General features: G+C 35.9%; 22 protein-coding genes. 4 read left to right on the plus strand and 18 right to left on the minus strand.

All coding sequences use genetic code 11. The features are described 5' to 3' along the window. Positions 1-13: 13 nt before the first annotated feature. The 5 genes from OCL94_RS08615 to OCL94_RS08635 form a co-directional block, all read right to left on the minus strand. Positions 14-226 carry a hypothetical protein gene (locus tag OCL94_RS08615; protein ID WP_262996516.1) on the minus strand — a complete coding sequence of 71 codons (213 nt, stop codon included), beginning with the start codon at positions 224-226 and terminating at the stop codon, positions 14-16. Positions 227-241: 15 nt separating this feature from the next. Beyond that, positions 242-1309, minus strand: coding sequence for a DNA polymerase IV (gene dinB / locus OCL94_RS08620; protein WP_262996517.1), 1068 nt, complete (start codon positions 1307-1309; stop codon positions 242-244). 462 nt (positions 1310-1771) lie between these two features. After that, the gene (locus OCL94_RS08625; protein ID WP_262996518.1) at positions 1772-3103 is read right to left on the minus strand and encodes an NtaA/DmoA family FMN-dependent monooxygenase; all 1332 of its coding nucleotides are present in this window, start codon (positions 3101-3103) and stop codon (positions 1772-1774) included. 142 nt (positions 3104-3245) lie between these two features. Beyond that, on the minus strand, positions 3246-3614 hold the full coding sequence (locus OCL94_RS08630; RefSeq protein WP_262996519.1) for a cyclophilin-like fold protein: 369 nt from the start codon (positions 3612-3614) through the stop codon (positions 3246-3248). Between the two features lie 34 nt (positions 3615-3648). Continuing rightward, positions 3649-4641: an alpha/beta hydrolase gene (locus tag OCL94_RS08635; RefSeq protein ID WP_262996520.1), complete on the minus strand. Its 993-nt coding sequence runs from the start codon at positions 4639-4641 to the stop codon at positions 3649-3651. A 95-nt stretch (positions 4642-4736) separates the two neighbouring features. Here OCL94_RS08635 and OCL94_RS08640 point away from each other — a divergent pair, with 95 nt between their 5' ends. Continuing rightward, positions 4737-5174, plus strand: a complete 438-nt coding sequence (locus OCL94_RS08640) for a MerR family transcriptional regulator (protein ID WP_262996521.1) — start codon at positions 4737-4739, stop codon at positions 5172-5174. Between the two features lie 78 nt (positions 5175-5252). Here the strand turns inward: OCL94_RS08640 and rlmD are convergent, their stop codons facing one another. Both rlmD and OCL94_RS08650 read right to left on the minus strand, forming a co-directional pair. After that, the gene (rlmD, locus tag OCL94_RS08645; protein WP_262996522.1) at positions 5253-6617 is read right to left on the minus strand and encodes a 23S rRNA (uracil(1939)-C(5))-methyltransferase RlmD; all 1365 of its coding nucleotides are present in this window, start codon (positions 6615-6617) and stop codon (positions 5253-5255) included. Positions 6618-6692: 75 nt separating this feature from the next. Continuing rightward, positions 6693-8510 carry a 5'-nucleotidase C-terminal domain-containing protein gene (locus OCL94_RS08650; RefSeq protein WP_262996523.1) on the minus strand — a complete coding sequence of 606 codons (1818 nt, stop codon included), beginning with the start codon at positions 8508-8510 and terminating at the stop codon, positions 6693-6695. Positions 8511-8623: 113 nt separating this feature from the next. On the opposite strand from OCL94_RS08650, the gene OCL94_RS08655 reads away from it, so the two are divergent. Further along, on the plus strand, positions 8624-9442 hold the full coding sequence (locus tag OCL94_RS08655) for a glucose 1-dehydrogenase (RefSeq protein WP_262996524.1): 819 nt from the start codon (positions 8624-8626) through the stop codon (positions 9440-9442). Positions 9443-9578: 136 nt separating this feature from the next. On the opposite strand, the gene OCL94_RS08660 is transcribed toward OCL94_RS08655, so the two are convergent. From OCL94_RS08660 to OCL94_RS08680, 5 genes are all read right to left on the minus strand, one after another. Further along, positions 9579-10529, minus strand: coding sequence for a diacylglycerol kinase (locus OCL94_RS08660; protein ID WP_262996525.1), 951 nt, complete (start codon positions 10527-10529; stop codon positions 9579-9581). 12 nt (positions 10530-10541) lie between these two features. Further along, complete coding sequence (locus OCL94_RS08665; RefSeq protein ID WP_262996526.1) at positions 10542-10730, minus strand: hypothetical protein; 189 nt, start codon at positions 10728-10730, stop codon at positions 10542-10544. Then, the gene (locus OCL94_RS08670; protein ID WP_262996527.1) at positions 10730-12181 is read right to left on the minus strand and encodes a DUF853 domain-containing protein; all 1452 of its coding nucleotides are present in this window, start codon (positions 12179-12181) and stop codon (positions 10730-10732) included. The genes OCL94_RS08665 and OCL94_RS08670 overlap by 1 nt, the downstream gene beginning before the upstream one ends. Positions 12182-12432: 251 nt before the next feature. Then, positions 12433-12729: a DUF4176 domain-containing protein gene (locus OCL94_RS08675; protein WP_262996528.1), complete on the minus strand. Its 297-nt coding sequence runs from the start codon at positions 12727-12729 to the stop codon at positions 12433-12435. Between the two features lie 99 nt (positions 12730-12828). Beyond that, positions 12829-13356 (minus strand): GrpB family protein, encoded by a 528-nt coding sequence (locus tag OCL94_RS08680; protein WP_262996529.1) that lies wholly within the window; start codon positions 13354-13356, stop codon positions 12829-12831. A gap of 323 nt (positions 13357-13679) precedes the next feature. On the opposite strand from OCL94_RS08680, the gene OCL94_RS08685 reads away from it, so the two are divergent. Beyond that, positions 13680-14456 carry an ABC transporter permease gene (locus OCL94_RS08685; protein ID WP_262996530.1) on the plus strand — a complete coding sequence of 259 codons (777 nt, stop codon included), beginning with the start codon at positions 13680-13682 and terminating at the stop codon, positions 14454-14456. Between the two features lie 133 nt (positions 14457-14589). On the opposite strand, the gene OCL94_RS08690 is transcribed toward OCL94_RS08685, so the two are convergent. The 4 genes from OCL94_RS08690 to gatC all read right to left on the minus strand — a co-directional run bounded on the left by OCL94_RS08690 (position 14590) and on the right by gatC (position 18699). After that, on the minus strand, positions 14590-15390 hold the full coding sequence (locus OCL94_RS08690; RefSeq protein WP_262996531.1) for a tyrosine-protein phosphatase: 801 nt from the start codon (positions 15388-15390) through the stop codon (positions 14590-14592). Positions 15391-15510: 120 nt separating this feature from the next. Beyond that, on the minus strand, positions 15511-16938 hold the full coding sequence (gene gatB, locus OCL94_RS08695; RefSeq protein WP_262996532.1) for an Asp-tRNA(Asn)/Glu-tRNA(Gln) amidotransferase subunit GatB: 1428 nt from the start codon (positions 16936-16938) through the stop codon (positions 15511-15513). A 13-nt stretch (positions 16939-16951) separates the two neighbouring features. Then, on the minus strand, positions 16952-18397 hold the full coding sequence (gene gatA / locus OCL94_RS08700; protein ID WP_262996533.1) for an Asp-tRNA(Asn)/Glu-tRNA(Gln) amidotransferase subunit GatA: 1446 nt from the start codon (positions 18395-18397) through the stop codon (positions 16952-16954). A 2-nt stretch (positions 18398-18399) separates the two neighbouring features. Continuing rightward, positions 18400-18699, minus strand: coding sequence for an Asp-tRNA(Asn)/Glu-tRNA(Gln) amidotransferase subunit GatC (gene gatC, locus OCL94_RS08705; RefSeq protein ID WP_262996534.1), 300 nt, complete (start codon positions 18697-18699; stop codon positions 18400-18402). Positions 18700-18864: 165 nt separating this feature from the next. On the opposite strand from gatC, the gene putP reads away from it, so the two are divergent. Further along, on the plus strand, positions 18865-20406 hold the full coding sequence (gene putP / locus OCL94_RS08710) for a sodium/proline symporter PutP (RefSeq protein WP_262996535.1): 1542 nt from the start codon (positions 18865-18867) through the stop codon (positions 20404-20406). 145 nt (positions 20407-20551) lie between these two features. On the opposite strand, the gene OCL94_RS08715 is transcribed toward putP, so the two are convergent. Together OCL94_RS08715 and ligA are read right to left on the minus strand one after the other, a co-directional pair. Next, entirely contained in the window at positions 20552-21730 is a 1179-nt protein-coding gene (locus tag OCL94_RS08715) for a CamS family sex pheromone protein (RefSeq protein ID WP_262996536.1), read from the minus strand. 17 nt (positions 21731-21747) lie between these two features. Beyond that, the gene (gene ligA / locus OCL94_RS08720) at positions 21748-23730 is read right to left on the minus strand and encodes an NAD-dependent DNA ligase LigA (RefSeq protein ID WP_262996537.1); all 1983 of its coding nucleotides are present in this window, start codon (positions 23728-23730) and stop codon (positions 21748-21750) included. Positions 23731-23732: the final 2 nt, after the last annotated feature.

Raw genomic sequence — 23732 nt, forward strand, 5'->3', positions numbered from 1 at the left:
AAAAACACGACTACTATTTTTTCGTAGCCGTGTTATCTTTTATTGTCTTCTTAATTGTATGGCGATTAACTGGTCGTTCTAATTTATGATCAATCCAGAATAAGAATGCTGCAACTAAAATAATACCGATTAGCGGTAACACTTTAAATCCATGCTCTAATGTTTCCATAATGTACATCATAATGAGAAGTGCAGTTATACCAATGATAGCAAATTTAAATTTCATAATACTTCCTCATTTCTAAAGAAAATCGTATATTGTAAGATTTTCATACACTTTATTTTTTAAATTCCCTACAGAGACGCCGACTAAACGTATATTGTCAAATTTCCCTTTTAGGTCTGTATATAATAACACAGCTGTATTATAAATGGTATCAGGTTGATCCGTAAAGTCTAAAAGCTTTGTCTGTTTTGTGTGGGATTCGAAATCACTTGTTTTAATTTTTACAGTGATGGTATCGCTCACTTTATTTAAATCCTGGAGCTTTTGTGCAACCTTCTCTGAATGTTTGCGCATCGTTTGTAAGATGAACGTCTCGTCTTGAACGTCATGAGAGAAAGTTGATTCTTTTCCAATTGATTTTCTTACTCGGTCCATATTTATTATGTCTGAACCGATTCCACGTGCTTTCTGATAAAGACTCGTGCCCTTTTTTCCGAATAATTCGATTAACTCCAACTCCGTTTTAGCACGTAAATCCTTGCCTGTTTCAATCTTTAAACGTAACATTTTCTCTTCGGTCACTTTCCCTACACCAGGAAATTCGCCTATTGGAAGTTCATTTAATATCGCTTCAACATTACCGTAATGAATAACCGTAAGGCCATTAGGTTTGTTCATACCCGATGCAATCTTCGCTAAAAATTTATTATAAGATACGCCAGCTGAACAAGTAAGTTGTGTTGCAGTCATAATGTCACGTTTAATATAAGCAGCAATTTGACTGGCACCTAAATCTTTACGTACGAGATGTGTGATATCAAGGTAGGCTTCATCTAAAGAGACAGGTTGAACGATATCCGTGTAACTTTTAAATATCGACATAATTTGACTGGACACTTCGCGGTATACTTCAAATCTCGGACTGACATAATAGCCATCCGGACACAATTGATGCGCACGGGCAGTCGGCATCGCACTATGTACACCGAATTTACGTGCCTCATAACTACATGTTGCAACAACACCACGATTTCTACTTTTCCCTCCGACAATGACAGGCTTCCCTTTTAAGTCAGGATTATCCCGTTGCTCAACTTGAGCGAAAAATGCATCCATATCAATGTGTATAATTCTTCTTTCCATCTCATCACTTCTTCTTTTTACAGTTATCTTTATTATATATGAAAAGCGGGAGAGAAGATAATTAACAGACACCTGACTATAGATTTAGCGGTTGTATTTTGTGAATACTACCGTTTGCTTTGATTTGATTTCTTATTTTGTTACGGAAGCGGTTGTATTTTGTGAATACTACCGCTTGTTTTGAATTGATTTCTTATTTTGTTGAGGAAGCGGTTGTATTTTGTGAATACTATCGCTTGCTTTGAATTGATTTCTTATTTTGTTGCAGAAGTGGTTGTATTTTGTGAATACTATCGCTTGCTTTGATTTGATTTCTTATTTTGTTGCGGAAGCGGTTGTATTTTGTGAATACTACCGTTTGCTTATCACTGTGAATTCCTCATACGGTATTAGTAAAATACAGCGACGTATATCATGCATAAAAAACACAGACCCAAAAAGTCTGTGCTCTACTCATGTTATTTATTTCAATCTCGTATCTACACCATACTGCTCAGGCACGCCTAAGTGTTCTCTCAAAGTAGCACCCTCATAATCTTCATGGAATACACCACGTTCTTGTAGAATTGGCACAACTTCATCAACGAAACGTTGTAAATCAGTTTCAAATATATCTGGAATTAACCAGAATCCATCAGCTGCACCAGCTTCAAACCATTCTGTTAAATGATCTGCTGTTTCTTTTGCATCACCTAAAGTAACAGGATGATAGTCAATGACTGAATGATATATAATATCACGTAACGTCCAACCCTCTCGTGCAACTTTCAACACATTCTCAATTCGTGGGTCTGAATATGCATCAATGACTACTCTATCTAAAAGTTCAGGTGCGATTGGTTTATCTAAATCTGCTAAAGTTAATTGAATTCCTAAAACCATACTGATATGGTACACACGCTGCTGTACTAAGCTTTCATCCATAAATTTCGCATGTCTGTTTATAGCTTCACGTTTATTATCTGCAACTACTGGCATTAATCCAGCGATAAACTTAATCTCATCTGGATTTCTTCCTGCATCAATCGCTGCCTGACGTAATGCATTACGTGTTTCAATCCCCTGCTCAATCGTCCATACTTCACCAATCATTGCATTTGCATAACGACCTGCAAAAGCAATACTTGCAGGAGATCCACCAGAATGGAAGATTACCGGTTGACCCTGAGGTGTTGGCGGCATAGGTAATGCACCATTTGCTTGATGATATCTTCCATTTAAATATACTTTTTTAACTTGATTATAATCTGCGAAGATTCCTTTTTCTTTATCTGCTTTTAACGCGTCTTTTCCCCAAGTCCCCCAGAAATGTTGGACCATTTCCACAAATTCATAATGACTTTCGTAACGTGCTTGTCTATCCATTAATGTGACACCAAAATGTTCAGCGACTTGTGGACTAGAACCTGTCACAGCATTCCAGGCAATACGTCCACCACTCATTAAGTCTAGCCCTTTAAATTGTCGTGCAACAGTATACGGACTATTCCACTGCGTGTGAACTGTATTCGCAATACCGATATGCTTCGTTTCTCTTAATATTGCAGTCGATGTAATAATCGGTTCTAAAGTCATTGCAGGTACTTCACTATTATCATTCGGTACTGCACCCGGAAAATCTCCGATAAAGATAAATTGAAATTTACCCTTCTCAGCCATTTGTGCATAACGGATATCCGCTTCAATATCAGGATAGGTATTAACATTAACTTCTTCACTCATCCACGCTTTTGAATTCGCTCCAAACGTTCCTGTAAATCCTAAGCCTAACAACATTTTATTGTTATTCGTCATAAGTTCTCCTTTATTGATTACATATTAATAAGTAGCTACATCATAAAGAAATAGTCTCTTAAAATCAATTCACATGACTTGAACAAAGAACTTATGCTATTAATTTATTCTCATGGTGTTTCTTAACGTATTTTTACTAAGCTTATCCATTAGTTAATCTTATCTTTAAGTTCGATTTAGATAACGTATCAATAATCTCATTTTGAGGAAGATTAATTTCTCCAAGTTTAGTATAACGCCATGAATTTGTTCCATAGAATATAACAAGTTTATCTCCATTGAATATTACAATATCTCCTATTTTGGTTGTCATATGCTTGTCTTCAACGATATAACGTTTTCCTAATTCACCAACTTGTTCAAACCCACCATATTTAGACATCGTTATGACTATATCATTTTGTTGTACATCCACATCAATTGCTTTTGTTGAAAGATTCTTTACCCATTTTACGTCTATTTCTTCTTCTTCTATAAATAACTTCATTTGATTCTCACCTGCCCATATCATCCTTATTTCAACTGAGATATTGATTGTTTAATTCCTATTTTAAATAGGCTTCAAAAAACGTTTGTATTGTATCAAATGGAATGACATCTAAGTTATCATAAAGATCTACGTGAATAGCACCTTCTAGCGTTAACAGTTCCTTATTATCTTTAAACTTATTCCCTTCTAACATATTATGATATGCGTCTTTACCAAAATAATAACTGTGCGCTTTATCTCCGTGTACGATTAACACTGCACTACGAATTTCATTACTATACTTAAGTATTGGTTGATTGATAAAAGACATTGTTCCAATAACATTCCAACCCTCATTTGAATTTAATGATCTTTCATGATATCCTCTATCGGTTTTATAATAAGCATGATAATCTTTCACAAAATCAGGTGCGTCTTCTGGTAGTGGATCAACTACGCCTCCTGCTCGAGAATATTGTTTATTGTAAAAATTCTTTGTTCTTTCTTGATTAAGACTCACTTTCTTTTGATATCTTGCTTCTTCACTATCCTCAGAATCATAGTATCCATTTGCATTGACTCTTGTCATATCATACATTGTAGAAACTAACGTAGCTTTCACTCTCGTATCAAGACTCGCCGCATTGAGTGCCATGCCACCCCATCCACATATACCGATAATACCAATTCGTTCAGCATCTACATTTTCATGTACAGTTAAGAAATCAATTGCTGCTTGAAAATCTTCTGTATTAATATCGGGAGATGCCATGTATCTAGGTTGACCTCCACTTTCACCAGTAAATGAAGGATCAAAAGCTATTGTTAAGAATCCTCTTTCTGCCATTGTTTGCGCATATAGACCACTTGATTGTTCTTTTACAGCTCCAAAAGGACCTGATACAGCAATCGCTGGTAATTTTCCTTCAAATTGATTTGGCATGTACAAATCTGCAGCAAGTTTGATTCCATAACGATTTGTAAATGTTACTTTATGATGTATGACTTTGTCACTTTTAGTAAAAACCTTATCCCACTCGTTCGTTAATATTAATTCTGTATTTATCATATTAATCCTCCTCGTATTAACTTTCTAATTTTTATGATACAATCATTCTAAAACCTAAACCTGACTTTAGGTCAAATGTTTTGGAGGAATTTATAGTGTATACAATAGGAGAAGTATCAAAAATGTTTAATTTACCGATATCAACGCTACGTTATTATGATAAGGAAGGACTTTTTCCTACGCTGACAAGATCAAATGGCATTAGAAAATTTAGTGCTGTTGAAATAGAAGGTTTAAATGTAATTGAATGTTTAAAACGTTCAGGCGTAGAAATTAAAGATATAAAACAATTTATGCAGTGGTGTGAAGAAGGACCTTCTACCTATCCAGAAAGAAAACAACTTTTTGATGACAATAAAATTCGTTTAGATAATGAAATAAAACAACTCGAAAAGCACCTTGCAATGCTAAAATTCAAAAGTTGGTATTATGAACAGGCGATTCAAGATGGCAATGAAGATAGATTAAAAACTATTATCCCAAATAATCTGCCTGTGGATATAAAAGAAATTTATGATTTAGCGCATTCATAATCATATTGCAGTACTTGCGCTTATTTCCTATAAAATCGTAAAAAATAAAAAGCCTTGTCTCCAAGGCTTTTTTTAATATTACTTCGTAAGTCTAACGACAACTTCAGTATGGGCTGTTTGTGGGAATAAATCCACTGGCTTCACTGTTTCTAATTTGTATCCAGCATCTGCAAATTTACGGCAGTCGCGGGCACATGTTGATGGATTACAGCTGACATAAACAATTTTCTTAGGATTTTGTGCGATTAACGTTTGAATAAAGTCGTCATCTAAACCTTTACGAGGTGGATCGACAACCGCAACATCAAACTTCACGCCTTCTTCGCTCCACTTCGGTAATATTTCATCTGCAGCACCTGTTTCAAAATGCGCATTTTCAATACCATTAAGTTTCGCGTTCTGTTTTGCCATCTTAATCGATTCATGTACAATTTCCATCGCATAAACTTGTTTCGCTTCTTTTGCTAATGCTAACGAGATTGTACCGATACCACAATAAGCATCCAACACTGTTTCAGTACCGTTTAAATCCGCCGCTTCAAGCGCTAATTTATACAGTGCTTCTGCTTGTGGTGTATTGACTTGGAAGAACGAATTTGGAGATACTCTAAACTCTAATCCTAACATCTTATCCGTATAATACGGTGTACCATGTAACACAGTATTATTACGTCCTAATATCGCATTACCTTCTTGATTATTGAAATTCAATACAACGCTTTCCACGTTATCAATCGTATTTACAATATCATGTGTAATAGATTCGATATTTTGTAGACGCTTCTTGTTCGTTACTAAAATAATCATTAACTGCCCTGTATAATGACCACGTTTCACTACGATATGACGGATTTCACCATTATGGTTACGTTCGTTATAAGGTACGATATCATATTTACGTAGAATATCTCTTACTTTCACAATCGCTTCATCAATGTCTTTATGTTGAATATAGAAATTCTCAACAGGTACTAACTGATGACTATTCTTTCTAAAGAATCCTGTTTCAAGCATGCCGTCAACTGATCTCACTGGAATCTGCGCTTTATTACGATACTCATAAGGTACTTCCATACCAATCGTTTCATCCACTTTAACACCTTTAAACTTTCCTAAACGCTCAAATGCACTTTGTACTAAATGCTGCTTAAATTTAAGTTGCGCAGGATATGCTAAATGCTGCAACGTCATCGTTCCAATCTGGCGACCAATAATATCTTTCTCAGGTACACGATCCGGACTTTCTGTTTGAACAGACATAAGGCGTGCGAAACCGAATGTCTTCCCAACTTTCATGACTTTAATCGTTACTGATTCTCCTGGCAATGCGCCTTCAACGAAAAACGGATAATCATCAATCTTAACAACACCTGCTCCTTCGTGCGTTAAGTCTACTACTGTCCCTTGTAATTCGTCATTCTTGTTAAAATTAATTTGTTTCATATGTTCTCCTAATGGTTTATTTCAAAATATTGAATCGGACTCAAATATTTTGATGGTCTTGCAAGAAGTAATGCCCTATTCCTTCGATAAAGCTGTGTTCAGTTCGTAAATTAAATAGTCATCGTCGTACAATTCCGTTGCTGTAATACCCGGTTGTAAATGGCCTTTTCCATTCGGGCTGGATTTAAATTTAAAGATGCCGTCCTGTACAAACGTAAATGGTCTTGTTGCTTCAAAATCCATGCCATATGTTTTAATATAGTCGATAATGATTTGTCTTATTTCGATATCATCAAGCTGAATCTTTGTTACCGAACTATCCTTTAATATCGGGCAAAAATTCATACGGTAGTCCGTCGTTAATACGGTATATTGCTGTGTATCTTCAACAGGATCATTTAAATACGTTAAATCTTTAATACGATACGTGTCATTTATTTTCTCACCTACATTACTGTACCTTGCTTCACGGGATAAGTCTATACAATAGTTTAATTCATAGAAAATATCCATATTGTAACTCGGGAATCCTGGTGCAGTCGATTTGTTATCTTTCACAATATATTCATGATCTATCGTGTTATAACAAGAGACACTCCATTCCACCCATTCCCTTAATACTTTACCGGAAACATTTACAGCAGCAAGCTTATTCGGAAAGCGATAAATATTAATTGCGTCCTTTAAAGTTAATGGTCCTTCGTCGATATCAATATAGTCATTAATCCCATCACGTCCTGCTTTTATCGGCGCACTTGTTGAAATAATATGAGAGGCCGCAATTTTTAGTTGATCACTGGCAATTAATTGTTCAACTTTTTGTTTAGCAGCTTTTGCAATCACTTCAACAACTGTACTTGGACCTAATTGTGCGAAATAGCTATCATGATGACCTGTCGTTTCACCGATAGGATGCTTCACATATTCAAGGACACCACGATGTGCCGCTTGATTCACTTGCACTAAATGTGTATTAATATTGACATCACTGTTCTTCAGCTCAATCACACGACTTTGACCACCAACAACAGTAAACCCTTGATCCGTCTTTTCCAGCGTTAAATCAATGCTTCCGATATGACTTGCGAAACACATCGGCTGTACACCGTACGCATGAAATACTTTCCCTACATCAGCATCCACATTAGGAATCCCTTGATAGTCAGGTCCAGGAAATTGCTGATGTGTATGGCCAAATACAAATGCATCAACCGCTTTAATTTGTGCTAATTGGTATACTTGATTCTCAATACCACGCATCTCTTTTAATTGTTCCTGGTCCAGCCCTGTATGCATTAAAGCAACAACGATGTCACAACCCATCATTTTCAACTCATTACTATACTGGTACAAGGCATCGTACATATCTTCCACAATAACGCGTCCATTCAAGTGCTCCTCGTCCCACATCATGATTTGTTCCGGAACGACTCCTGTAATACCGATTTTTATTTTTGTGCCATCATGAAATGCTTTCTCAACAATATGGTATGGTGACACAACATAATCTCCGTTGATGTACTTTACATTACAATTCACAAGTGGAAACTGCGCTTGTTGATGTGCTCGCTCTAAATAAGGTAAACCGTAATTAAATTCATGATTACCTAACGTACCAGCATCATAACCGATTTCGTTCATCATATTGATTGCCGGATGAATCGACGGATTCGTTTCTGCAGCATAATCCGCCATAATATTGCCTTGCAGTATATCACCATTATCTACAACAAGCGTTGCAATACCTTGCTGTTCATTGATTGATTTCAATGCTTCAATCTTGCTACCTGCTAAGATTAAACCGTTAATATGCATTTCTGTTTCTAAGAAATAATCATATAAACTAATATGACTATGCGTATCTGTCGTTGCTAATATCGATAATTTATACATTATTGTGCCACCTTTCATCTTTATTTTATTAAATAATGAAATGAATGTCACATTTCACACGATTGATTAACAGAAGATTTTGCGGGTATTACAAATAAAAAAGGAGTGACGACATGTATAATGATTTAAAAGGTAAAGTAGCGATAATCACGGGTGGCGCGTCAGGTATCGGAAGAGCAACTGCAATTCGTTATGCGAAAGAAGGTGTTCATGTAGTAATTAACTATCATTCACGAGAAGATGAAGCGAATAAACTTATCGATATTATTAAAGCACTTGGTGTCGATGCTCTTGCGATTCAAGCAGATACAACAAACAAGAATGAGATGGAACATCTTATGAATGCAACGATTCAACATTTCGGCGCATTTCATATAATGGTTAATAATGCCGGTATTCAATCTGACATTCCAAGTCATACGATGTCTATAGAAGATTTTGATAAAGTGATTAATGTGAACTTACGTGGCACATTTATCGGGTGTCAACTTGCACTTAACCACTTTATGGAACGCAAATTTAAAGGCAGTATTATTAATATTTCAAGCGTGCATGAAATTATTCCATGGCCACATTATGCGCATTACTCAGCGAGTAAAGGCGGCGTAAAGTTAATGACACAAAGTTTAGCCTTAGAATATGCACGTGTGCAGATTAGAGTAAATAATATCGCACCAGGCAGCATTAACACACCGATCAATGCTGAAAACTTTAAAACACAAGAAGATAAACATGATGCGGATATGTTCGTACCGATGGGTTATGTCGCCGAACCGGATGAAATTGCAAATGTAGCAGCATTTCTTGCAAGTTCAGAAAGTAAATATATTACTGGCCAGACTATTGTAGCTGATGGTGGACTGAGTTTATATCCATCACATCGTAACTTTGAATACGACGAATTATTAGATGAATTTACAGATAAAATTTAGCTTGCTTAGATCCACATTAAACTTATATTAGTGAAATCAATCGTTCTTCCTTCTGATCAACGCGTCTATTTATAAAAAATAAACCTCAACTTTAATCCAATCCAGATTAAAGTTGAGGTTTTTTTTATAAATGGACTTATGACTCTAAATCTTTCGTATATTGCGTTCTAATTTCATTTTCTTTATCAGGATGGATGACATCAAGTTGGCTGTACACATTGATATGACGTTCCAGATTAATAAAGTGCGCAGGTAAGATACCACCAAATTCTCCATCCACATTTAATTGTACTTTTTCAAAGCTTGAAACTTTAATATCTTTCGCCTTTACGTAATGGACTTTCGGATGTTTAATATGGTCACCACGTGATGCCAGAGAGAACACATGACCAAATTCAGCGAAATTCACTTTCTCTAAGAAAAGGAGTGTGAAATAGCCATCATTAATCGACGCATCCGGTACTAATCTCTCAAATCCTCCAACCGAATTCGTTAATCCGATTAAGAATAACATCACTTCGCCACTAAATACATTCCCATCATATTCAATACGGATATCTGTCGCTTTAATTTCAGGTAACATTTCTAAACCTTTAATATAATAAGCCAGTGGACCTAGTACCGTCTTAAGTTTACTTGGGGCTTCGTAACTCACTTCTGTAATCTTACCGCCACCTGCAATATTAATGAAATATCGATTGTTCATCTTACCGACATCGACCGGCACTGTATTGCCCTCAATAATTACATCAACAGCCTGCATAATATCTTTTGGGATTAATAATGCACGACCGAAATCATTAACTGTTCCCATTGGAATAACGCCAATATTCGGACGATAGTCCTGTTCAGCGATGCCGTTAATTACTTCATTAATCGTACCATCGCCACCTGAAGCAATTACTAAATCAAAGCGGTCTTCCACCGCTTGACGCGCAGCCTGAATCGCATCACCCGAAGCTTTTGTGGCATAGGCACTCGTTTCATAGCCCGCATCTTCTAATTTAATCAATACATCCGCTAGTGATTTCTTAAATAACTCACGACCAGATGTAGGATTATATATAATTCTCGCTCTTTTTCTCAAAAAGCACACCACCTATTTCTTCTCGTTTAAATATCCTCTATCTTTGAAGTAAATTCTAATTAATATAAATGTTACGATGACAATACCAACTTGTACAGCTTTTGTATAAACCGTGTTTGCCTGGATGACAGGCAGCATCATCACAACGAATAGCATTATATTAATCAAGATGAGTATAATATATTTCCAGTGATTCTTCATTATCTTCTTCTACCACCGAATAAATTTCTTACGATTTCACGACCAATTTGTCGGCCGACACTTGTTAGTACGCTTGTTGCAACTTTTTGTAATTCTGATTTAGGTTGGCGTTTTTCTGCTTTAACCGTCTTTTCTTCAACCTTTTCCTGTTCAGCTTTTTGTTGTTCCACTTCTACTGCTGTAAACTTTTGTTGCAGCATTTCGTATGCACTCTCTCTGTCGACAGCTTTACCATATTTCGCCTGATAAGGATTTTGGTTTAATACAGACTGTTTAACTGTTGGATCAATAACCCCAATCTTACTTTCCGGTGGACGGATGAAAGCACGTTGTACGATGCTCGGTTGTCCATCTTCATTTAAGCATGAAATTAAGGCTTCACCTGTTTTTAATTCGCCGATAACTGAAGCAACATCTAAATCAGGATTTTGTCTGAATGTTTCAGCGGCACTCTTTACTGCTTTTTGATCTCTTGGTGTGAATGAACGTAATGCATGTTGTACACGGTTACCCAGCTGACCTAATACTTCGTCTGGTAAGTCGATTGGGTTTTGTGTAATGAAATATACACCGACACCTTTAGAACGTACAAGACGAACAACTTGCTCTACTTGTGTTACGAATGAAGATGGTGCGTCTTTAAATAATAAATGGGCTTCATCGAAGAAGAAGACTAATTTAGGTTTATCCATATCGCCGACTTCTGGAAGTTCTTCGAATAATTCAGTCAGTAGCCATAATAAGAATGTTGAATATAATATTGGTTTCGTATATAAATTGTTTGCCATTAAGACGTTAATCATACCTTTGCCGTCAGGGCTTACTTCCATGAAATCTGTTAAGCTTAGTGCAGGTTCTCCAAAGAAATCCTGACCACCTTGAGATTCAAACGCTAATAATTTACGTTGAATTGAACCGACAGATTGCTTCGTAATATTACCGTATTGACTACTATACGTTGAAGCGTTGTCTGCCATATCTTTCAGTAATGCTTGTAAATCTTTCAAGTCTAATAATAATAAACCGTTGTCATCACTGATTTTAAATGCAATGTTTAAGACACCTGTTTGTGTATCGTTAAGTTCTAGTAAACGCGCTAATAATAAAGGACCCATTTCAGTGATTGTCGCTCTAACAGGGGCACCGTCAGTACCGAAAATATCCCATAAACGGACTGGATAACTTGCTGGAGCATAATCCGTTATATTTAAATCCGTTAAACGTTGTTGAATCTTTTCGTTGATTGTCATTGGCTCGGCGATGCTTGCAAGATCGCCTTTAATATCTGCTAAGAAGACAGGTACGCCATTTTTAGAGAATTGCTCTGCCAATACTTTTAAAGTTACAGTTTTACCGGTACCAGTAGCACCTGCGATTAAACCGTGGCGGTTAGCCATTTGAAGTTGTAATGTAATATCGTTTTCGTTTTTTGCGATGTTAACAGAAGTCATATTTATCCCTACCCTTTTATAAATTCATGATTACTTTCATTTTACAGTAAACTGATAAATAAGCAATTTTCATACACGGGATAGTATGGGGAAATTGATGGGTTAGGCTTTGGGATATAGCGTCGGAAATAAGGATGAAGAAGAAAGTGGTTGTACTGGAGGGATAGTGTTTAATTAAATAAGTAAGTCATTATTATCAAAACCCATCTGAAATTTTCATTTGTATTTCAGATGGGCTTTTTATTTTATAGTTATTCAGTTTCTTCGCTGACGATCTTATGACTATTTTCAACTATTCCCTTTCTATAGTTTAAACCTGGATCATTAATAGCAACTTGATACAGCTCTCTATATCTCAATTCTTCTTCATCTTCAAACCCATTAAAAATAACTTTATCTATATTTTCCTCATTGAAATAATATATTTCATCAAAATCAAATCCCATAGGATAACGACAAGCTGAATAATCAAACAACAAATTTTGATTTTTTGATTGTTCTATGTAGCCACGATTTAATATCATTAACTTTTGCGTTCCTTCTTTCAAACAATATAATTCGCATCAATAAAAACCCCCTTCAAAATCTAATAGATTTCAAAAGGGGTAAATGAACCAATATGCTATTATTCTATAGATTATTTTCTATCATCTGCTTTGCGAACGATACCATTGCAGTGCTTTCTTTTCCAGATTCAAAATATAATCACTCGTAAAATGTTTGTACATCTTATAATCATTTCGATTTTGCACTGCTTGCTTCATTTTATACTTTGCATAAGCTAATCGCTCCGCTTTATGCGCGCGCAAATAATCTCTTAAAGCAAGCCTTCTCGAAATCGCTTCATGATTCGATCGCTCAATCATCGTCACATAATACGTCAACTGATGCTTCTTCGCAACAAATAATCTACACTCATCATCCGTAAATAATTGTGCATCCATTTCTTTATATCCCAATGCTTCCATCTTATCCACAAACAAACTCACCTGCGATAACGATTTAACAATTGGTAATATATCAATTGTCATATTTCCTGGTATATCCTTCACGGCATTATTACCAAAATGATGTAGCTCAACGATTTCATTTCTAAAGATTTCGATTAGTTCTTTCGCCTCATGTATAAATATTTGATGATAATCTTTATCATTACACGGCGTATAGTCTATCATATAATTCCTCCAATACGGGCAATATTTAACATCTATTTATCTTTGTATATTATTCGTCTCTTTATGTTTATACTCATACAAGATTTGTTGTTTTTATTAATAATACCAATCAATTATTAATTTTGTGTAAATTTTAGAAATATTTCATCATCAATTTTTTCACGTTAATCAATCTATTTTCTTAATATATCCTTTTATTCTTACATTAAACTTAATATTATTACTATTTTGTGTCATAATTAAAGTTGTGAAATTTATTATTCAAGATACATATTGTGTTTCGATCAACACATTTATAAAAATTACGGGAGGTTCATTACAATATGAAGAATGTATTATTTTGGGTTTATGTTTTAGTAGCCATTATTATCATCGCTCTCGGGTATAATTTTTGGGAAAACCGAGTAACTGGCGCTAACCCAGAAGAAAAGAATATCTCAACACAACAATCTGATGAGAAGAGTAAAGAGAAGAAGGAAACTTCTGACACGAAATCAGAAACTAAAGATGAGGCTAATGAGAACTTATTTAAAAATAAAACGTTCCAGAAAGTATATACTGACGCGGTAAAAGACAAAGAACAAATGAATATTACAATTGTCAATACTCCTTACCAAACGTCAAATAATAACTCATCTGTCAAAGACGAATTAGAAAAAAATATCGATAAAAAAATTAAGTTAAACGAGCTTGAAGTTGCAAACGAGTCTTCTACAATTGATTTCGATAAAATCAATAAAACAAAACCTAATTTAATAATATTAGATGCGCTGACTTTAAATGATTACTTCGGTAATGTTTCAGTAGATGAACATAATGCGGCGATTGAAAAACTATATAAAGATGCAAAGAAAAATAAAACGCAAATTATTATTGTCGGTACACGTCCAGAATATGATGATGCTGATTTCAAAACATACCAACAAGCTGAATCGAAATACTTTAGCAATGAGAACAATGACTTTTATTATGTTGACCAGGCAAATCAATGGCCGAATGATAAATCAATTGAAAAATATTATGATATAAAAGATGGTTTATTAACAGATAAAGGTGTAGAGCAATGGGTACAATCTATTAATAAATACTTATTTAAATAAAAATATCCCCACGTTTAAATGTAGTTAAACGTGGGGATATTTTTGTCTTTCTATGTGGAAGTAAGCGCCCGTATTTCGTGAATACAGCCGCCTGCCTCTAAACGCCCGTTCGATTGCCTGTAAACGGCGTCTCCTAAAACAATCCGAATAATTTCTTCTTTTTCTTTTTAGTTTTCTCAACTCTATCTTTCGTTTCTACTTCTAACGGACTCACATAGCGGATCGTTTCACCAGCCAACACTTTTTGAGCGTTTTCTTTATATTTATTCACTTCTTCAATACCATACTGCTGCTCAATAACATCATACGCTTCTTTCATATAGTAATTTCTCGATGTAACATTATGTGCATCACTGGCCACAATATGAATTAAACGATGTTCCATCATCATCTCAGCACATTGTTTACTGTATTCACCTAACTGACCACAGACAACCCCTGCTGTCACTTGAGCTAACGCCCCTAATTCAATTAATTTCGCTAATTTATTAGGATTCTTCTGCAGCTCAGTATTTCTTTCAGGATGTGCAATAATCGGTATATATCCTTCTAATGCTAATTTCGTAAACAACTGTTCTGTAAACACCGGTACTTCATTCGAAGGAAACTCTATTAACACATACGGTCCGTTCTCCGTAAGCGTCAACGCTTTACCTGACTTTAAATCTTCTACAACGTCGCCATAAATTCGAATTTCCTGACTCGGATGCACTTTCACAGGTATACCTTCTGCCGCAATAATTGTATTCACTTCTTCTGCCAGCGCTTTTATCTTCGGTCCAAAGTTCTCATATACACCAATTTTGTGATGTGGTGTAGCGATAATATCCGTAATACCTTGTGCCTGTGCTGCACGTGCCATATTTAATGTATCTTCTTTCGTCTGCGCACCATCATCAATGCCAAACAATATATGGTTATGTAAATCTATCATATTATTCACTCCTCTACGATATTCATTAAATTAATAGTATCAGTATCCATATGCATTGTATAATAAAAACCCTAAAAAGAGTGCTCACACACTTCAAATTAGGGTTTCAGTATTACAATATTAACGCTTCTCTAATTCTTCTTTAAGAATTTTATTAACCATTTGTGGATTTGCCTGACCTTTAGAAATCTTCATAATTTGTCCTACTAAGAAGCCAGTCGCTTTTCCTTTACCGTTCTTAAAATCTTCGATAGATTGGGGATTGTTATCTAAAGCTTCTGTAACGAATGCTTTTAATTGTTCCGGATCAGAAATTTGAACTAATCCTTGTTCTTCCATAATCACTTTCGGTGCTTTTCCTGTTTCCACAGTGTCAGCAAATACTTTTTTAGCGATTTTAGATGAAATTGTACCGTCTGCGATTAATTTCACCATTTCAGCTAAGTTTTCTGGTGTTAATTTCGTTTCATGTAATTCTTTCTGGTTTTTATTTAAATACTCGTTTACGCCACCCATTAACCAGTTTGAAGAAAGTTTAGCGTCCGCATTTAAAGCGATCATCTCTTCAAAGAAATCAGACATTTCTTTCGTTAACGTTAATACGTGCGCATCATATGCCGGCAAACCGTATTCTGAAACGTACTTCTCTTTACGTTTATCTGGTAATTCAGGAATAGAAGCGCGCACGCGTTCTTTCCATGCTTCATCAATAAATAAAGGTACTAAATCCGGTTCCGGGAAGTATCTGTAATCGTCAGACCCTTCTTTTACACGCATTAGAATTGTCTTACCAGTCGCTTCATCAAAACGACGTGTTTCCTGTAAAATTTCTCCACCGTTAAGTAATACTTCTTCCTGACGTTTAACTTCGTGCTCAAGCCCTTTCTTAACGTAAGAGAATGAGTTTAAGTTCTTAAGTTCAGCTTTCGTACCGAATTTCTCTTGTCCTACTGGACGTAATGAAATATTCGCATCACAACGTAATGAACCTTCTTCCATACGTACGTCAGAAACGCCAGTATATTGAATGATCGCTTTTAATTTCTCTAAATATGCATATGCTTCTTCAGGCGTGCGAATATCTGGTTCTGATACGATTTCAACTAGTGGCGTCCCTTGACGGTTTAAATCGACTAAAGAATAACCATCTTTATGATTTAATTTCCCAGCATCTTCTTCCATGTGAAGCCGTGTAATACCGATACGTTTCGTCTCACCGTTCACTTCGATATCAATATAACCATTCTCACCGATCGGCTCATCAAATTGTGAAATCTGGTAAGCTTTCGGATTATCCGGATAGAAATAGTTTTTACGGTCGAATTTCGTTGATGTACGAATATCCATGTTTAATGCCATTGCAGCACGCATTGCCCAGTCTACTGCCGTCTTATTTACTACAGGTAATACACCTGGATACCCTAAATCAATAACACTTACGTTCGTGTTCGGTTCAGCTCCGAAATGCGCAGGAGAAGCTGAGAACATTTTTGATTCTGTTTTAAGTTCTACGTGGACTTCTAGTCCAATTACTGTTTCAAAATGCATAATTCAATTCTCCTTATAATGATTGATAGCGTTCAGACATATTAAATACTTGTTCGTAATTATATGCCACGTTGTATAATAATTTCTCATCGAATGGCTTACCGATTAACTGAAGTCCGATTGGTCGACCGTTTGCCTCACCACAAGGAATAGACATTGACGGAAGACCTGCTAAGTTAATAGGAATCGTTAAAATATCATTCGCATACATTGTTAATGGATCATTTAATTGTGCACCTAAATCAAACGCTACAGTTGGTGCTGTTGGTCCAACGATAATATCATAATCAGCAAATACGCGTTCAAAGTCTTGATTAATTAACGTACGTACTTTTTGAGCTTTTTTGTAATAAGCATCGTAATAACCAGAACTTAAAGCATATGTTCCTAACATAATACGACGTTTCACTTCGTCACCGAAACCTTCCTGACGCGTCTTTTTGTATAACTCTTCTAAGTTCTTCGCACCTTCAGCCTGGTAGCCGTAACGAATACCATCGAAACGTGCTAAGTTTGCTGATGCTTCACTTGAAGATAAAATGTAGTAAGTTGCTACACCATATTTTGAATTTGGTAATGAAACTTCTGAAATTTCAGCACCCATTTTTTCAAGTGCTTTAATTGCATTTTGAACAGATGTACGTACTTCTTCAGATACACCTTCACCTAAATATTCTTTAGGCACTGCAACACGTAAACCTTTAATGTCTTTCTCAATTGAAGAAGTGAAATCTACATCTTCAACTGGCGCGCTTGTAGAATCCATTGCATCATGTCCAGAAATAATTTCTAACACTTTCGCATTATCTTTTACATTACGTGTAATAGGTCCGATTTGATCTAATGAAGATGCAAATGCAACTAATCCATAACGAGATACACGACCATACGTTGGTTTCATTCCGACAACACCACAGTAAGATGCTGGCTGACGAATCGAACCACCTGTATCACTACCTAATGAGAATGGTACTAAACTTGCGGCAACTGCTGCTGCACTACCACCTGAAGAACCACCTGGTACTGCACTGTGATCAAATGGATTCACTGTTTGTTTGTAGAATGAATTCTCAGTAGATCCACCCATGGCGAATTCATCCATGTTTAATTTACCGACAACAATACCGTTCTCAGCATTTAATTTATTCATTACTGTTGCATCATAAACCGGGTTAAATCCTGTTAAGATTTTTGATGCACATGTCGTTTCTAAATCTTTAGTAACGATGTTATCTTTAATTCCCATCGGAATACCAAATAGCTTACCCGTTGGTTCCTGGTTATCCATTTGCTTCGCTTTGTCCATTGCGACCGCTTCATCCAACGCTAAAAACGAATTGATTACTGCATCGTCTTGTTTAATATTTTTAAATGTTTCTTCAATTAATTCAGAAGGTTTAACTTTCTTCTCTTGAATCAATTTTGTTAAATTTTCGATAGATTCATATCTTAATGACATTATTATTCTCCTCCGTCTAAAATCGATGGCACTTTAAATTGACCCGCTTCAGTGCTACGCGCATTCTTTAATATCTCTTCTTGTGTTAAACTTTTATGCGCAACATCTTCACGCAATACATTTTGAAGATCTAATACGTGGAACGTCGGTTCAACATTCTCAGTATCCACTTCTTCTAACTGGTCTGCAAAGTTTAATATCGCTTCTAACTGTGCACTAAACTTCGTTGCTTCTTCTTCAGTGATTTCAAGACGTGCGAGATGTGCAACGTGCTTTACTTGCTCGTTTGTAACTTTTGACATGAATATATTCCTCCTGAACTTTGTATCATCCTTAGATTTTATCAAATTTTTCGATAAAAATCTAAAATATTTAAAATATATCTATGAAAACGCTTTAGTTAAGATTATAATGAATAATGTAAATATTCTGATTTAATGAGGTAAAGGACTAAAAGGGGGATTTATATGTTTTTATTAGGTAATACGTTTCAAAATGTAAAGATTGAAGCGACATGGATGACGTATGTCATGATCGCAGTTTACTTTTTAATTTTACTTGCTATTGGATACTATGCCTATAAACAATCAACGAGTACACTTGATGAGTATATGCTTGGTGGTCGTAACTTAGGCGCATTAGTTACTGCGTTATCTGCAGGTGCTGCAGATATGAGTGGCTGGATGCTGATGGGATTGCCGGGTGAAGTTTATAGCGTCGGATTATCTGCAACATGGATTGCCATTGGATTAACAATTGGTGCATGGCTTAACTATATTTTAGTAGCACCAAGGTTACGTGTTTATACTGAACTTGCAGATAACGCAATTACTTTACCAGATTTCTTCGAGAAGCGCGTTAGTGATCATACACGTATTTTAAAGATTATATCAGGATTAGTTATTGTAGTCTTCTTTACATTGTATACTCAAGCCGGTATGGTTTCCGGTGGAGTATTATTTGAAAGTGCATTTGGATTAGATTATCATTTAGGTCTAGTTTTAACCGCTGGTATCGTTATTATCTATACTTTATTCGGTGGTTACTTAGCAGTATCATTAACCGATTTCTTCCAAGGCGTTATCATGTTAATTGCATTAGTATTAGTACCACTAGTTGCTCTATTAAAGCTAAATGGATTAGATACTTTCAATACGATTGCGGAATTAGAACCAACAAATTTAGATTGGTTTAAAGGTACAACGACTGTTGGTATTATTTCAGCAGTCGCTTGGGGATTAGGTTACTTCGGACAACCCCATATTATCGTTCGTTTTATGTCAATTAAATCTCATAAAATGTTACCTGCCGCAAGACGTATCGGTATATCATGGATGGCAGTTTCATTAATCGGTGCATGTATGACAGGTTTAATTGGTATAGCGTTTGTAAATAAATCAGGCGTTAAATTAGAAAACCCAGAAACAATTTTTGTAATGATGAGTCAAGTACTCTTCCATCCATTAATAGCTGGATTCTTCTTAGCCGCTATATTAGCAGCTATTATGAGTACAATTTCTTCACAATTATTAGTAACAAGTTCAGCATTAACACAAGATTTCTACATGTTACTTAAGAAAACAGATTTAAGCGACGTTTCAAGAGAAAAAGAATTTGTAATGGTCGGTAGATTATCAGTTTTATTCGTGGCAATCGTTGCTGGTGCCATTGCTTGGAGCCCTAACGAAACAATTCTAGCGTATGTTGGTAAAGCTTGGGCAGGATTTGGTGCTGCTTTTGGACCTTTAGTTTTACTTTCTTTATTCTGGAAAGGCTTATCTAAGCAAGGTGCGATTACAGGAATGATTTTAGGATCTATAACAGTAATTTTCTGGATTGTTATGCAAGGAATTTTAGGTGATAATAAAGGTATATTTGTACTTTACGAAATCATTCCAGGATTCATCATCAGCTTCGTATCAACGGTCTTAGTTTCAATGATGACACCGAAACCAGAGCAACGTATTATTGATGAATTTGATGAAATGAAACGTATTGTAAGAAGTTAAAAGTGCTATATAAATGCATCAATAGGGCGGGGACAATTTGTCCCCGCCCTATTTTTATATTCTTATAGCTTCTTTTTCTAAATCACGAGCGATTTCTTAGCGTTGCTTCCAATTTGTTCGATCCTAAACGCATTGAAAATAACCTCTATTGCTGATACACATGAATCTTCGGTTCTTTATCCGCTTTCTTTTTCACAATTAACGCCAATGGTTTATCATTATCGACAATCGAAATCTCAACATCGTCAATTTGGCTGAAATGCTTCATTGATAAATCAGCAATATATTGTGTAATCCCAATCACTTCTGCTTTCCCAAAATAATCTAAAGGCACATTAATATGCAACGATTTAATTGAATCATTCTCAAAATATCCTGTCCCAATAGATTGCGTGAAATTAGGGAAATACGTCTGCAGTTGATCATTAAATTGTTTATAGTCATTGTTTAACTTTTCATTTAACTCATTTGCTTCACCTGACGGTAATAACACATATTTCTCATTAACAGCTTTCCATTTACCAATCTTCTTACTACCTTCTTCACTCTCAGCATACGACACAAAATTACCCGGCGTAATACTTTCCGCTGAAGACTGAATATAAATCGCAAATGTAATCGGTATATCTTTTAACTCTTGTTTCACACGTAAACGAGATAAGATTTCATCTGCCATTTCTTTACCTTTTTTCTCGACTTCTTTTTTATCGAGCTTTTCACTATACACTTCTCCGTACTGCTCTTTTTGATAATAATACACACTATTCATTGCAAGTCCAATCGTCATACCCGATATTTTATCGCGCTTCGCATCAGACTCTGTATAGAAATCCTGTTCAATAATATGCGACAAATAAGCTGGCGATCTTTTAGCGATCTTCTCAGGATCCGTCTCACCTTTATGTGACGGATTTAACCCAAAATTGGCATACGCATTTTTCTCAATACGTTCATCTTTATCCATATTATCGATTTCTTCTTTTGTATATTGCGGTTCTAAATAACTTTCAACTGCATTCTTCGTCAATAATTGTCCATCACGGTATAAATAATCTTCTGGCGAAAAGACATTTTTACTAATACGTAATAACCCTGTCTCAAACGCTTCTCCGTTATAGCTACTCGCCATATTAGAACTCGTTAATCCACGAGCCTGACTTTCTTTGAACGGTAATAACGTTCTATAATAATCATTTGAGATTTGAATATCCGTTGAAATTTGCTTTTCTTCTTTTTTCTTAGATTGTTCGTTTGCTGTATTATCCGTGTTCGAACAACTTGCGAGAAGCAGCGTAGATAATACTAAATAGCCTAATCGTTTCATCGTTTTCTCCTTAACTATTACTTAAGTGCATCAATCATCATCGTTTCATTCCATACTTCAATGCCTAACGATTCCGCTTTAGCAAGTTTACTTCCTGCATCTTCTCCAGCAATTAATAAATCAGTCTTCTTTGTCACCGAACTTGTCACTTTCGCACCTAAATTCGTCAATGCTTTCGTCGCATCACTACGTGACATAATATTAAGTTTACCTGTTAATACGATTGTTTTATTGCCAAATACCGGATGCAGCGCGATATCTTCTTTCTTTTGTCCATTATAATTCATGTTAACACCGCTAGCGGCAAGTTTATCAATTAACTTAATAATATCTTCGTTTTGCATATAAGTCACTAGCGATTGTGCCATTTTATGGCCGATATCATCAACTGCTGTTAGCTCTTCTATTGTAACAGATTTTAAACGTTCCATCGTATGATATTCCTGGGCTAATATTTGACATGCTTTAGCGCCTAAATGACGAATACCTAATCCGAATAATAAACGTTCAAGTGAATTGGATTTCGATGCTTCAATCGCTGCTAATAATTTATCAACTTTCTTTTCACCCATTCGTTCGAGTGGTAATAGTTGTTCTCTTTCAAGATTATAAATATCTGCAACGTCATTAATAATCTCTTCCTGATATAAACTTTGAACGATGCGTTCACCTAAACCGTCAATATTCATCGCAGTTCTTGATACAAAATGGATGACGCCTTCAACGAGCTTCGCATCACATTTCGGATTAATACAGCGCAGCGCGACTTCTCCTTCGATACGGACAAGTTCATGGCCACATGACGGGCATACTTCAGGCATGTGATACACTTCAGTGCCTTCCGGACGACGTTCCAGTACGACACGCACAACTTCAGGAATAATCTCACCTGCTTTACGTATAACAACAGCATCACCGATACGAATATCTTTCTCATGAATTAAATCTTCATTGTGTAAAGATGCACGTCCGACTGTCGTTCCAGCAACACTTACGGGTTCTAATATTGCTGTCGGTGTTACAACACCTGTTCTACCAATCGATAATTCAATATCTTTAAGCGTCGTCACCACTTCTTCAGCAGGAAATTTATATGCAATTGCCCATTTCGGTGATTTCGCTGTAAACCCAAGTTCATCTTGTTTCGCTAAATCATTGACTTTAATAACGATGCCGTCTATATCATATGCTAAGTCATTACGCTTTTCAGTCCATACTTTAATATAGTCAAATACTTCCTGAATATTGTTGCATAATTTACGTTCATGATTCGTCTTGAATCCAATCTCATCTAATCGATCTAATGCGTCACTTTGGCTCGTCGCATTGATTTCACGTAAATCATTCACACTGTATAAGAAGATATCAAGCTTTCTTTTGGCAGCAAGTCTAGAATCCAGCTGACGTAAAGAACCAGCTGCCGCATTACGTGGATTCGCTGCAAGTTGCTCGCCATTTGCCTCGCGTTGTTTATTAAGTGCGATAAATGACTTTCTTGGCATATAAGCTTCCCCGCGCACTTCAAATGTTAACGGTTCTTTAATTGTTAACGGTATTGCATATATCGTTCTTAAATTCTCTGTAATATTCTCTCCAGTAGTTCCATCACCACGCGTCAATCCTTGAACGAACTTACCGTCCACATATTTAAGTGATACTGCAAGCCCATCAATCTTCAGTTCAACCATGTATTCGACATCGCCAACTTCATTTCTAACACGTGTATCAAATGCTAACAAATCTTCTTCACTGAATGCATTACCTAGACTTAACATTGGGGTATCATGATCCACTTTATCAAATTTCGATAGCGGTTCAGCACCTACACGTACTGTTGGTGAATCGTCAGTTCTCAGTTCTGGATGCTGCGCTTCAATCGCTATTAATTCATGTAACAATTTATCATATTCAGCATCAGGTACAGATGGATTATCCAGTACATGATATTCATAGTTATATTGGTGTAATAGCTGATGTAGTTCCTGTACTCTTTTGTCCATTG

Source organism: Macrococcus capreoli, assembly GCF_025628935.1.
In the GTDB taxonomy this organism is placed as follows: Bacteria; Bacillota; Bacilli; order Staphylococcales; family Staphylococcaceae; genus Macrococcoides; species Macrococcoides capreoli.